This is a genomic window from Pseudoalteromonas sp. AWM4_233 (assembly GCF_056158285.1).
The window spans coordinates 1-11,864 of record NZ_JBSWSZ010000027.1 but is presented as its reverse complement, the minus strand read 5'-3'; the positions used below and the strand labels follow the sequence as shown (position 1 = coordinate 11,864).

The window sequence follows — 11,864 nt, the reverse complement described above, 5'->3', positions numbered from 1 at the left end:
AAGGTTAACGACGGTTAGATTCACCTCTTACACAGCACCTCATCACTGACTGTCAAAGTAACAGAGAACATGCCTTCTTTATCAAACACATAAGTGGGACTTGGTTCGTTAGATTTAGTCCCGTTGCCAAAATCCCAAGTGAAGGTAAGAGGATCTTCATCTAGGTCATAGGAAGCATTACCATCAAAATTCACAGTCAGTGGATATTCTCCGGATGTCACTGAGGCGGATGCCAGTGCAGAGGGGGGATGATTAATGTTTCCATCCGGTGAGCATAAACCGCCGAGTGAAGGGGCAGTTGGAGAATCATTCTCTTGTGCTTTTTGTGCGTTAAAGCCAAAGTCTAAGCTCTGACCTGGGTGAATTGTTTTGTTGTAGTTCTCGCTGGTGATTTCATACGGGTTACTTCCAGGTGCTGTGTAAGAGGTGAATCTAACCGTCGTTAACCTTAGCAATACGTAAACTTACAACTTACTTGGTTCAGTTACGTACCTATGCTAAGGTTAAGTTCCTCGTGCAGTGTCAAGAGATGAGCGCCTTCAATCACAGATTCACGAACAATAAAAACCGCACTTAACTGATCGCTTTCGCCAAGCTGACCAGACACTCCAAGCCCATCGGGACCGGCAATAAAAACACCGTATTCTAGGTTTAAATCAGGGCGAACCTCAGCTTTATTTTCTTCTCCAAAAACATGGCTTTGAGCCCCCCAGTAAAGAAAGCCCTAAATCGGCATTCCATTCCGTAGCTTGAATAGCGCAGCTCGCGCCTATTAAGGAGAAATAGGCGCTGTATTTCAGCGCCGCTAATAATGTTGCATTTTTCATGTTGTTTCACTCAGTCTGTTTTATATATTCAAAAGGGAATGTGTTCAGAACACAGGAGGAAAGATCCCATAAAACAGACAAGCGAAAATGGTGAGGTGATAAGAAGTAATATAAGTCGATGAACGGAAGAATACTAAGATAAAGCAATCCCCTCTAGGCTGTTATGCCTTTTTCACAAATTTTGCTGTGACAAACATATCTCCAGCGCCATCCACCTTACAATCAAGTTGATGGTCTTTACCTTCTTTGATGCGTTTGATCAGCGCTTTCGTACCAATTTTTAGCACCATAGAGCTACCTTTGACTTTGAGGTCTTTTGCTAAAGTGACTTTGTCGCCTTCAGATAACAAAGTACCGTTCGCATCTGTAACCGAAAACTCGCCATCATCTTCTACTTCGTTAGGGTTCCACTCATAAGCACACTCTGGACAAATAAGATTAAGTTGATCCTGATAGACATATTCTGATTGGCATTTTGGGCAAGGTGGTAAAGACATGTGTTGCTTCTTTTACATATAAAGTGATCGTTAATTTTAACCTTAAACGACTTTTTGAACGATAGGCAAACTAGCTAAAATGCAAAAGCCCCTGAAAGTTACCTTTCAGGGGCTTGGTAAAGCAAATATTTAAGCGATCTAATGCTTAGTTTGCAGTGCGAACAGTGTCGAACTGAGATTGCAAATCACTGATTTTGTCTTGGTAAGCATCTAGTTTCTGAGACAAAGTCGCTGGAGAGTTAAACTCTACATTTGGGTTTGATTCAACACCCATTGTCTCTAGTTGAGCAGACAATGCTTTGGCATGTGCTTGAGCATCTAGGTAATCATCTAGAAGATTGTTTTCATCGCCAGAAGCGAATGAAGCTGTTGCAGTTAGGGCTAAAGTTGCAATGATAGCTGGAGTTTTAAAGTTCATATTATTCACCTTTTAATCTATTAAACATTTTCTGTTTTGTCTGTTAGGCGAAACGTTTAGGGAAGTGTTTCGCGTTTCGATGGAAGTAATATTAGCGCTTCAAATATAGAAAAAAAAGAGCCCAAGAACGAGCGTTCCAAAATGCTTCCTTCAAGCCTCTAAAACAGCCTTAATTAGCGATAAAAGCACCAATCGCGCAAACCCTTAAAAAAAATGACATCAAAGCGTCAGAAGTTGCAAACAATGTTCATAAAAATCATGCCGTGCCCCGTTTAAATACGTTACAACAGCCAAATATTGCAAACAGCATTCACCGATCCGTCCGCAATCCATCCTAAAACCCCAGCATAAAAGTTATTTGGACTCGTACACTTACATAATTGAAATCGAAGAAATTGATCAGAAAGCATCAGTACGTTCGATACGTTTTCTCAAACTGCAGAGTCATTAAGTTTTGTATATTAGTTTAACCCCCAAAGACGTGATTTTGCTCTGCAAGTAAGCTGGCGGCTGACGGTCTGTAATCAGGCAATCAATGTCTTTCAGACGTGTCCAAACACAGCGTGACGCACGGTCAAATTTCGTGCTATCGACCATTAAAACTCGGTAATGGCAATTATCAACCAAGGCTTCTAAAGAGCTAATGTCATCATCTGTAAAGTCAAACAACACGCCATGCTTATCAATAGCGGATACGGAAAACACGCCCACATCTGCTCGATATTTCTGAAAGAAACGCACTGCATCTGCACCGACAATATCCTGATCGCGTTTGCGAACTTTGCCGCCAGCTACGGTTAGCTCGCCCTTTGGATGCTCGCTAATAATACGCGCCGCATGAAGATTCGTTGTCATGACATGCAAATCTTCTTTTTCGCTAAGACATTTCGCTAACTCAGCAACTGTTGAACCAGATCCCAAAAACACCGACTGATAATCCGAAATCTGCTGTAAGCAGAGTTCGGCCATACGTCGTTTACCTTCTGCGTTGTAAATCTGACGCTGATTAAAGCTGATGTTTTCACGGTTCGGAAATGGAACCACTTCCCCATGATTTCTTAATAACCATCCCCTTCTCCGATAATAAACGCACATCACTGCGAATGGTTTGTACAGAAACACCAAAAGCATCCGCTACCGCTTGTAATGGCTGACGACCATTTACATTGATCCATTGAATAATATCCAGTTGCCGCTGATTCATAATCCTCCCCTAAAGCGTAAAACTTCAAACGAAAGCAAATAACATCCAAACGAAAGCATTCAGTAACTTTAGTGTCAAAGTGTGGCGTTAGTGTTTCAGTAACTTCTAACCACTTAGGACTTGCGATGAGGATGTTAAAAACGCTCGTCGCAACCAGTATTCGCTCAGTATCTTCCCTATCCTTCGCTGAGACACTGACGCTGTACACCAGCCAGCCAAACAAAGATGCTCAAATGACCGTGGATGCGTTTGAAAAAGCGAACCCGGGAATCGAAGTGGAATGGGTACGCGACGGCACCACTAAATTGATGACTAAACTTCGTGCTGAGCTAAGCAGCGGCGTGGTGAATCCAGATGTACTTTTAATCGCTGATAGCGTGACTATGGAGTCCATGGCAAAAGATGGCTACTTAGCCCCCTACCTAAGCCCTAACCGCTCGAACTACGATGCGTCTCTTTACCATAACGAAGGTTACTACTACGGCACTAAGCTGATCACAACAGGGATTGTTCGTCACCAACGTGCGCCAGAAAAACCAACAGATTGGTCTGACTTCGCAAAGCCTGAGTACAAAAACCAAATTGCGATGCCAAGCCCACTGTACTCCGGTGCAGCGCTGATCCATCTGGCAACACTGACAGATGAACCAAGCCTTGGCTGGTCATACTACGAAGCGCTGCATAACAATCAGGTGATGGCGCAAGGTGGCAACGGTAGCGTATTAAAAGCCGTTTCTTCAGGCACCAAACCATACGGTGTGATCGTCGATTTTCTTGCGATTCGTGAAGCGCAAAAAGGCTCACCACTTGAATTCGTATTTCCGAAAACAGGTGTCAGCATGGTGACAGAGCCAGTGGCCATTATGAAAGGTTCAAAAAACCAAGCAGCAGCACAAAAGTTCGTAGATTTTGTTTTATCAAAACAAGGTCAACAGCTAGTGCTTGACCAAGGCTACTTGCCAGCACGCTCTGGCATGCCTGTTCCAGAAGGCTTCCCTGCACGTGAAGACATTAAGCTAATGGCATTCGATGCGGCAAAAACATTGGAAAACAACGAAGCCAACAAACAGCACTTTAGCGATATTTTTGAAGGCTAATACACGATGTACCTACGCAACACCGATAGCCAGCTTCGCTGGCTATCCTTTTCGATTTTTCTATTGATTGCTTTGCTGAGCTTATTACCCAGCGTCAGACTCATCATGGAAGCCTTAAAAGGTGTGCAGTTTGATGTGCAGTCTCCCTTAAGTGAAGTGATGAGCAGCAGTCAAACATGGACGGCTTTTCGAAACAGCTTTTATACCTCAGGCCTTGGCACACTGATCGCCGTGGTATTAGGTGCAGGATTCGCCTTTATTGTCACCCTAACCAATATCCGCGCCCGCGCGATTTGGGTATTTCTGTTTATGTTGCCGATGATGATCCCACCACAAGTCACGGCACTGAGCTGGCTGCAGCTGTCGGTCCAGCCAGCCCTATTTTGAATACCTTTGGCGTGGCACCTGCGCTGGGTAGTCCAAACCCAATGTACTCTGCAGAAGGCATTGCTCTGCTATTGGGCATCCAGAATGCGCCGCTAGTATTTCTTGCTTTGCGTACTCAGCTGCTTTGCTTACCTCAAGATTTGATTGAGGCAGCTAAAGTTGCTCGCGCCTCACAAGAAGCTATTTGGATCGATATCATTTTGCCGCTCACCCGTGGCGCCTTAATTGCTGGTGCCGCACTGGCGTTTGTCTCATCATTAGGCAACTTTGGCATCCCTGCCATGCTGGGCATCCCCGTGAATTATTTGGTTTTACCAACGCTGATCTACCAAAAAATGGCAGGCTTTGGCCAAGGTATGCTGAGCGAAGTAGCAGGCTTATCCATGTTGATCTCGTTTCTTGTTCTAGGCGGGATGATTATGCAGCAATGGCTACAACAGCGCAGCGAATACGCATTAGTGGGACACAGCTCAAGCCATATGTCATTCCGTTTAGGTAAATGGCGCCTACCCACTGAAACCGCTCTTGGCTTGATACTGCTGATGATTTTAGTGGTGCCATGCATTGCGCTTGTGGTCAGTTCATTTGTGCCAGCTTTAGGCATGCCATTGAACAGTCAAACGTTTACTGTTTCTGCTTACATTGAAATGCTCGCAAACCAAGGCGTCACAGCCAGAGCGTTTAGCAATAGCTTATTGCTGGCTGGATCAGCTTCCGTTGTCTTGATGTGCTTGTGTTTACCACTTAGCTACATCTTGTTAAAGCTGCCGCTTAAGGTGCGAATATTAGTCACCAGTTTGATCGAAGTGCCTTATGCGATTCCAGGGATTGTATTGGCCATTGCTTTCATTTTACTGTTTGCACGCCCTTTGCCTATTCTCGGTGTGAGCATTTACGGTTCCATGAGCATTATCTTCCTTGCCTATTTATCATGCTTTTTGAGTGTCTGCTTAAAACCGATTTATAGCGCTATGTCTCAGATGGACAAAGCTTTAGAAGAAGCGGCACAGCTAGCCGGCGCTAATGCAATACAGCGTTTAGTTCATATCATTCTACCGCTTACTGCACCCGCCTTCTTTGCGGGTGCCATCCTAGTGTTTCTTATCTCAGTCAATGAACTGACAGTATCGGCTCTACTTTGGAGTGCCGGTAATGAAACCCTAGGTGTATTGATCTTTAACTTAGACGAAAGCGGTGACACCGTTCTAGCGTCTGCAATTTCCGTATTAGTTGTTTTACTTGTGGCAGCGCTGATGGCCTGTCTGAGCTTACTCGCGCCACGCTTACCTAAAGGTGTAATCCCATGGCACGACTCAGTTTAAACGCAGTCAGCAAGTCTTTCGGCGATAAAACAGTCGTCGATAATCTTTCATTAACCATTAAACCTGGGCAATTCGTCGCACTGCTTGGCCCAAGTGGTTGTGGCAAATCCACAATATTACGTATGTTAGCAGGCTTTGAAACCGTCTCAGCTGGCGATATTCAGCACGGAGATCAGTGCCTTTCGAGCACAAAGTTTCACTTACCTACGGAAGAGCGTAACTTTGGCATGGTGTTTCAATCCTATGCCCTATGGCCGCACATGACAGTGATGGAAAACGTGGGCTACCCGTTGAAAATCCAGAAAGTGGATCGTCAAAACTATCAACGACGTGTACAAGACGCCTTGGACATTGTGCAACTTAACGATTTCAAAGACCGTTTACCTAACCAATTAAGCGGTGGTCAGCGTCAACGAGTAGCGCTCGCTCGTAGCCTTGTAACAGAGCCGGGATGTCATTCTGTTTGATGAACCACTCGCGAACCTTGATCGTCATTTACGGGAAAGCATGGAAATCACTTTTCGTGAATTTCACCGCCGTACCGGCGCCACCATGGTTTATGTGACTCACGATCAAGCAGAAGCAATGGCTTTGGCGGATCAAATTGCCGTACTAAAAGATGGCCAATTGATGCAATGGAGTACGCCTGAAAACTTATACACTCAACCAAGTAATGAATGGGTAGCAAACTTCATCGGTCAGGGCTCGATCCTACGCTGCCAATCAGTTCTAGGTAATAAACTGCTGACATCCACCGATGTAATTGGGCTACTGTACGATCAGACAGGGCACCATGGCCGAATGCTGGTCCGCCCACAGCATGTTGATTTGTCCGCTACCTCCAACATGTTACAAGGTACGGTTCGCGAATGTATTTTCCGTGGTGAGCGTTACGACATCTTCTTGGAACTTGAAAATGGCGACACGCTGCACGCCTACCACACAGAACCTTTAACGATTGGCTCAACTCGTCAGTTATCAATTCAACAAGCCTGGACGCTAGAGCCTTCCATGACCATGACCGTTAATGTTTTAAGTGGTTTTGGCGCTAAGGCCGCAGCTGCGATTTCCGTTAAAACCCAATTAGAAAATGGCCAACTTGTGCATTTGCTGCTCGATGCTGGTGGTTCACTAGAAGGCCACTTAGATAAAGGTTGGCAGCTACCCGAAGATATCGATGCCATCATTATCAGTCACGATCATCCTGATCATATCGGTGGATTAGTCGACGCCCCTGCATCGATTCCAGTGTATGCAACGGAGCAAGTCATTCCCTATTTGCCGAAGCATTTAAATATTCAGCGATTACCAAACCGAGGCACGATTGATATTAACGGTATTCGGATTCGAACAGGCTGTGCCAGGCCATTCTTTTGGTGGCGTGTGGTTGCATTTGGAAATCGCAGGCGGCATTTTTTACAGTGGGGATTTCTGTCTAGAGTCCGAACTGTTTCCGTTTGACCGACCACCGAAAGCTGCAACAGCATTATTAGACGCATCCTATGGTTTGTACGATCGAACTCAAGATCAGGCGAAGCAAGATATCCTGTCAGTACTATCAACAGAAAAGCCAAACTTGATGCCTGTTCCGCAAAGTGGACGTGCTTTGGAAATGGCTTGTTGGTTTGAGCAACAAGGCATGAAAGATTGGGTGTTAGGCAATGACTGTCTGCAGCCCCATAATATCACTCAAGTCTCGGATGAGCTGGTTTGCCCAGAGCTCAAAAAGCTAGCATCTAATATTGCCCACAGAAAATTTGATGACCATGCACCGATTATCTTGTGCGGCGATCCCGAAGGCTTCTCAGGGGATGCTGGGCGACTATTGAAACACGCTGACCAGTACAATGTGATCTATACGGGACATCTTCCCGCTCACGCGAGACAAGCAGTTTCCGAGGGAAAAGCGCACTTTGTGCGTTGGAATGTTCACCCAACCAGCCAAGACATCGCGCGTGTTATGGATCAATTGCAATGTCAGCGCTGTGTGCCTCTCTTTAGCCCCATCGAAGATATCAACGAATGGCGCTACCGCCTAGGTGAACATCTTCTAGCAACATCAATTATCGAACTTTAACTATGCAACTTATCTCGAAACCGTTTGTGTTTGCTCGCCATGCACAAAGCAACTTTAACGCCGCTAAACGCATTGGTGGCAGTACCGATAGTCACCTATCAGAACTTGGTGAACAACAGGCTAAAAACGCTGCCAAATTGCTTAATAAATCTTGGTCAGCCGTGTGTACTAGCGATTTAACACGAACCATTCAAACCGCCAAACTCGCCGTTCCGGGGAATGAGCTACAACTTTTTAAAGGCATTCGAGAGCGAGACTGGGGCAGCCTTGAAGGGCAACCTATTCCTGACGCAACCGACTATTTCGCAACGCCTGAAAACGGTGAGCCTTGGGATTATTTTTATGCTCGTAGCATCGAGACTCTCAACCATATTTTGGCGCAATACGATCATCCGTTAATCATCGCTCATTCAGGCATTTATCGAGCGATTCATCATTCCCTATTCGGCACGCCAGAAGGCCCACGCATTGGCAATATTGAGCCAATCATCGTGCAGCCCAAACGAGGCCGAAGCCATCGTTGGGAACTTATTCCATACAGAGACATTCATTATGAAACACAGTGCAGTCATCGTCGATTTGGATGGCACATTAGCCGAGTTCGATCCCGTTTTTGTCAAAGACTGGGTGTTAGGCAAGGAGAAACAATGGGACCCTTTCTTTGATCACATGAAAGACGCCCCCGTGATTGAAAATGTCTTTAAACTAGTCAAAATCCTAAAAAATAGTGGCGAAAAGATCCTAATCTGCTCAGGTCGACCAGAAAGTCACCAACAACATTCTGAAGCTTGGATGCAACAAAACAACATCCCATTCGATGGCGTTTATCTAAGACCATTGGATGCGGATCATGTGCCAGATGAGGAGGTAAAAAAACAGCTGCTTGAGCGTATTCATGCGGATGGGTTTGAGCCATGGATGGTGCTTGATGATCGAGACGCAGTGGTAGAACAGTGGCGCAAGCTAGGACTCACTTGTCTCCAGTGCGCACCGGGCAATTTTTAATCCCAAAACAACAAAGCCCCGACAAGAATTTGTACCTGTCGGGGCTTTGTTGTTTTTCGGCTTTAACTCAATATTAGTTAGCTTGAGTTACTGCTGTGTTGTGCGCATCAAATTCAGCTTGAAGCGAATCAATTTTGTCTTGATAAGCATCTAGCTTCTGAGACAACGTTGCTGGAGAGTTAAATTCTACGTTTGGATTTGACTCAACACCCATAGTCTCAAGCTGTGCTGACAAGGCTTTAGCGTGTGCTTGTGCGTCTAGGTAATCATCAAGAAGGTTATTCTCATCGCCAGCTGCGAATGAAGCAGAAGCAGTTAAAGCAAGAGCAGCGATTAATGCAGGAGTTTTGAAGTTCATAGTTTCACCTTTAATTTGTTATTAGGCTGTCGATTACTACAACCTTTAAACTTGTTAAGAATTAAGCATGTCGCTTAATTCGTTTCGATAAGGTGAATATTAGACTGCCTAGAAAATAAAAAAAGAGGTCTAAAACGTGTTCCAAAATGCTTCCTACAAACCGTTAAATCAATCTTAATTTGGGATAAATGGATGGATTATGAAACTTTTGAACATGACGTCCGCTATTCATTAAACATCGCAAAAAATGTTTATGATCAACAAATTTTTCAGCATACCCTCGATTACTTAAACAACAAGTGATCAAAAAAACGTTAAGGATGAATGCAATATTCATCCTTAATACTGTAACCAAGCTGAAATAGGCTTATTCCATTTACTCATTTGAAATCGATAAACTTGATCGCTCTTAATCAAAAAGTTCGATAATTTCCGCTGAGTTGGCTACCAGCCTTGTCGGTCTGCAAAATCATGCCATTTCATAATGGCAGGAAGGAACCAAGGTGTACCATTGTAAAGCGGCCTTCCTTTGAATGGGAAGGCATCAAACGAGGTTTTCCCTTCGGCAAGTTGCAACACTTGTTGAGCCACTTTACGACCAAAGTAGTTGGCTCGCCCCACACCAGATCCGCAATACCCCATGGCGTAGTTCATATCGTCTAGCTTGCCAATATGCGGAACATGGTCAAACGTATAGGCAATTAGGCCAGACCAAGCATAATCGATTTTGGTTTCGCTAAGCTGCGGGAACGTTCTTATCATAAAGTCCTGAAGGTACTTCGAATAAAGTTGGGGTTGATCACCGCGACCAAAGGCGCGACCGCCAAATAGAATACGCTTACCATCGGGAGACGGTCGATAATACGCTACTAAGCGCTCGGTTCCGCCGTGGGCACGTAGTTTTGGAGAGACAGATTGAACGACGGACTCCGGTAATTCTTCGGTGGCAATCATCGCCGAGCGGATCGGTATTAAACGTCGTTTAAATTCGCCGAACTGCCCATCGGTGTAGCCGTTGGTAGCAATGATGACTTGATCTGCCTGTAACTGACCGCCATCGTATACCACATTAAATCCTGAGACTTGCTTATCAACATTGCGCACTTTCGTGTGCTCACACAGGAATGCCCCCTCGTGTGCAGCGATTTGAGCTAACCCTGCAAACAGTTTTGCTGGCTGCAGCGCACCATCTGTTGGGTAGACCACTCCGCCATGGTAAGCAGTAGAGCCGACTTCTTCGTGTTGTCGTGATTTAGGCACTTCAATAGCTGGAAAGTCGACGACTTTTGCCAATTCTTCTGCTTGTTCGATTAGACCAGCATAGTGACTGGGATGGCTGGCACCACGGAAACGGCCACATAAGTTTAAATCACAATCGATTTTTTCTTCGCGTATAAAATCCACCAACCAGTTGAACGCCGTCAAACTTTCTCTAATGGAGGTATGGACGTTTTCTCGACCGTACTGTCGCTCTAAACCATCAACACCTAATTTACTGAAGCTGGGGCCAAGCAAACCGCCATTGCGACTGCTCGCCCCTTCGCCCATTCTGCCTGCTTCAAGTACCGCGACTTTCATTCCAGCACGCGCTAACGTGATCGCCGCAGACATTCCAGTAAAGCCCCCACCGACAATGCAGACATCTACTTTTGTCGGCATTTGATAGCGAGGCGTTGTTTGAAAAGTTCGGTTGTAAGACGTATCTGCCAGCCAAAAAGGCATGTTGGTGTACGTCGATAAATGTTTTGCCAACATATCGATAAAATCCGTAAATCTTGGGTGAATAATGGAGACCCTACTTGGGCTCCTAGAGCATCGGGCTAAAGCACGTGTTGTAGAGAACTCTCTTGGTTCGGTCCCATTCTGGGTTGACCAGCACCTGCTCAGGTGGGCCGACTTCAACCACTTCACCATCGGCCATAAAGACCACTCGGTCAGCAACTTGTCGGGCAAACTGCATTTCATGGGTGACACAAACCATGGTCATGCCGGTTTTAGCGAGGTCGATCATAACGTCCAATACCTCTTTCACCATTTCAGGGTCTAATGCGGAAGTTGGCTCATCAAACAGCATGATTTTAGGTTCCATCGCTAATGAGCGAGAGATCGCCACACGCTGTTGTTGACCACCAGAGAGTTGCCCTGGGAAACGCTGCGCCAAATGGGCAATGCCGACTCGATCGAGCAGCTTCATAGCGGTTCGATTGGCTTCGTTCTCTGGTAACTTACGTAACCAAGTCAGCCCAAGCGTACAGTTCTCTAATACGGTAAGGTGCGGGAATAGGTTAAAGTTTTGAAACACCATGCCCATGGTATTGTGGATCAGCTGATCGCTTTGGCGGTCTCTAGCCAGCGTCTGACCAAACACATTCACCTGACCTTCTTGGTATTCTTCTAAGTGATTAAGAGAGCGAATCAATGTGGACTTGCCAGAGCCAGACGGTCCACAGACCACCATGATTTCACCTTCGTAAATATCGAGAGTAACGTCTTTTAAAACGTGATGGTCTCCGTACCATTTATTCAGTTGCTGGATTTCAATGGCTTTTACTTCTTCCTTTGCCAACGCAGCGTTTGTATTCAATGTAGCCATTAGCGATCAACCTTTAAACGTTTTTCCAAATTAAGACTGTATTGCGACATGCCATAACAAATGACAAAAAATAGAATAA

The 11,864-nt window shown here is 45.3% G+C and carries 17 protein-coding genes; 8 read left to right on the top strand and 9 right to left on the bottom strand.

The features are described 5' to 3' along the window. Positions 1-20 precede the first annotated feature (20 nt). The 6 genes from ACXAC4_RS18870 to ACXAC4_RS18845 all read right to left on the bottom strand — a co-directional run bounded on the left by ACXAC4_RS18870 (position 21) and on the right by ACXAC4_RS18845 (position 2,946). The gene (locus ACXAC4_RS18870) at positions 21-455 is read right to left on the bottom strand and encodes a PKD domain-containing protein (protein ID WP_475164607.1); all 435 of its coding nucleotides are present in this window, start codon (positions 453-455) and stop codon (positions 21-23) included. Positions 456-674: 219 nt separating this feature from the next. Further along, positions 675-827: a hypothetical protein gene (locus ACXAC4_RS18865; protein WP_475164605.1), complete on the bottom strand. Its 153-nt coding sequence runs from the start codon at positions 825-827 to the stop codon at positions 675-677. Positions 828-988: 161 nt separating this feature from the next. Next, positions 989-1,324 (bottom strand): zinc ribbon domain-containing protein YjdM, encoded by a 336-nt coding sequence (locus ACXAC4_RS18860; protein ID WP_475057692.1) that lies wholly within the window; start codon positions 1,322-1,324, stop codon positions 989-991. 145 nt (positions 1,325-1,469) lie between these two features. Beyond that, positions 1,470-1,742, bottom strand: coding sequence for a hypothetical protein (locus tag ACXAC4_RS18855; protein ID WP_133560266.1), 273 nt, complete (start codon positions 1,740-1,742; stop codon positions 1,470-1,472). A gap of 447 nt (positions 1,743-2,189) precedes the next feature. Then, a complete protein-coding gene (locus ACXAC4_RS18850; protein ID WP_475164615.1) occupies positions 2,190-2,837 on the bottom strand; it encodes a DeoR/GlpR family DNA-binding transcription regulator in 648 nt (215 codons plus the stop codon). Then, positions 2,764-2,946, bottom strand: a complete 183-nt coding sequence (locus ACXAC4_RS18845; protein WP_475164598.1) for a DeoR family transcriptional regulator — start codon at positions 2,944-2,946, stop codon at positions 2,764-2,766. Before ACXAC4_RS18845 ends, ACXAC4_RS18850 begins: the two co-directional genes overlap by 74 nt. 125 nt (positions 2,947-3,071) lie before the next feature. Between ACXAC4_RS18845 and ACXAC4_RS18840 the strand changes: the two genes are divergently transcribed. The 8 genes from ACXAC4_RS18840 to ACXAC4_RS18805 are packed head-to-tail and all read left to right on the top strand — an operon-like array spanning position 3,072 to position 8,834. Beyond that, positions 3,072-4,043: an ABC transporter substrate-binding protein gene (locus tag ACXAC4_RS18840; protein WP_475164595.1), complete on the top strand. Its 972-nt coding sequence runs from the start codon at positions 3,072-3,074 to the stop codon at positions 4,041-4,043. Between the two features lie 6 nt (positions 4,044-4,049). After that, the gene (locus tag ACXAC4_RS18835) at positions 4,050-4,430 is read left to right on the top strand and encodes a hypothetical protein (protein WP_475164592.1); all 381 of its coding nucleotides are present in this window, start codon (positions 4,050-4,052) and stop codon (positions 4,428-4,430) included. After that, complete coding sequence (locus tag ACXAC4_RS18830; RefSeq protein ID WP_475164589.1) at positions 4,337-5,752, top strand: ABC transporter permease; 1,416 nt, start codon at positions 4,337-4,339, stop codon at positions 5,750-5,752. Before ACXAC4_RS18835 ends, ACXAC4_RS18830 begins: the two co-directional genes overlap by 94 nt. Beyond that, entirely contained in the window at positions 5,734-6,219 is a 486-nt protein-coding gene (locus ACXAC4_RS18825) for an ABC transporter ATP-binding protein (protein WP_475164586.1), read from the top strand. The genes ACXAC4_RS18830 and ACXAC4_RS18825 overlap by 19 nt, the downstream gene beginning before the upstream one ends. A 40-nt stretch (positions 6,220-6,259) precedes the next feature. Further along, positions 6,260-7,213, top strand: coding sequence for an MBL fold metallo-hydrolase (locus ACXAC4_RS18820; RefSeq protein WP_475164581.1), 954 nt, complete (start codon positions 6,260-6,262; stop codon positions 7,211-7,213). A 46-nt stretch (positions 7,214-7,259) separates the two neighbouring features. Beyond that, positions 7,260-7,829, top strand: a complete 570-nt coding sequence (locus ACXAC4_RS18815) for a hypothetical protein (protein ID WP_475164578.1) — start codon at positions 7,260-7,262, stop codon at positions 7,827-7,829. A gap of 2 nt (positions 7,830-7,831) precedes the next feature. Beyond that, positions 7,832-8,494: a histidine phosphatase family protein gene (locus ACXAC4_RS18810; protein WP_475164575.1), complete on the top strand. Its 663-nt coding sequence runs from the start codon at positions 7,832-7,834 to the stop codon at positions 8,492-8,494. Next, positions 8,382-8,834: a phosphatase domain-containing protein gene (locus ACXAC4_RS18805; RefSeq protein WP_475057712.1), complete on the top strand. Its 453-nt coding sequence runs from the start codon at positions 8,382-8,384 to the stop codon at positions 8,832-8,834. Before ACXAC4_RS18810 ends, ACXAC4_RS18805 begins: the two co-directional genes overlap by 113 nt. A gap of 73 nt (positions 8,835-8,907) precedes the next feature. On the opposite strand, the gene ACXAC4_RS18800 is transcribed toward ACXAC4_RS18805, so the two are convergent. The 3 genes from ACXAC4_RS18800 to ACXAC4_RS18790 all read right to left on the bottom strand — a co-directional run bounded on the left by ACXAC4_RS18800 (position 8,908) and on the right by ACXAC4_RS18790 (position 11,785). Further along, positions 8,908-9,192, bottom strand: coding sequence for a hypothetical protein (locus ACXAC4_RS18800; protein WP_133560273.1), 285 nt, complete (start codon positions 9,190-9,192; stop codon positions 8,908-8,910). 444 nt (positions 9,193-9,636) lie between these two features. After that, a complete protein-coding gene (locus ACXAC4_RS18795) occupies positions 9,637-10,851 on the bottom strand; it encodes an NAD(P)/FAD-dependent oxidoreductase (RefSeq protein WP_475164612.1) in 1,215 nt (404 codons plus the stop codon). Between the two features lie 148 nt (positions 10,852-10,999). Beyond that, positions 11,000-11,785 (bottom strand): amino acid ABC transporter ATP-binding protein, encoded by a 786-nt coding sequence (locus ACXAC4_RS18790; protein ID WP_475164569.1) that lies wholly within the window; start codon positions 11,783-11,785, stop codon positions 11,000-11,002. Positions 11,786-11,864: the final 79 nt, after the last annotated feature.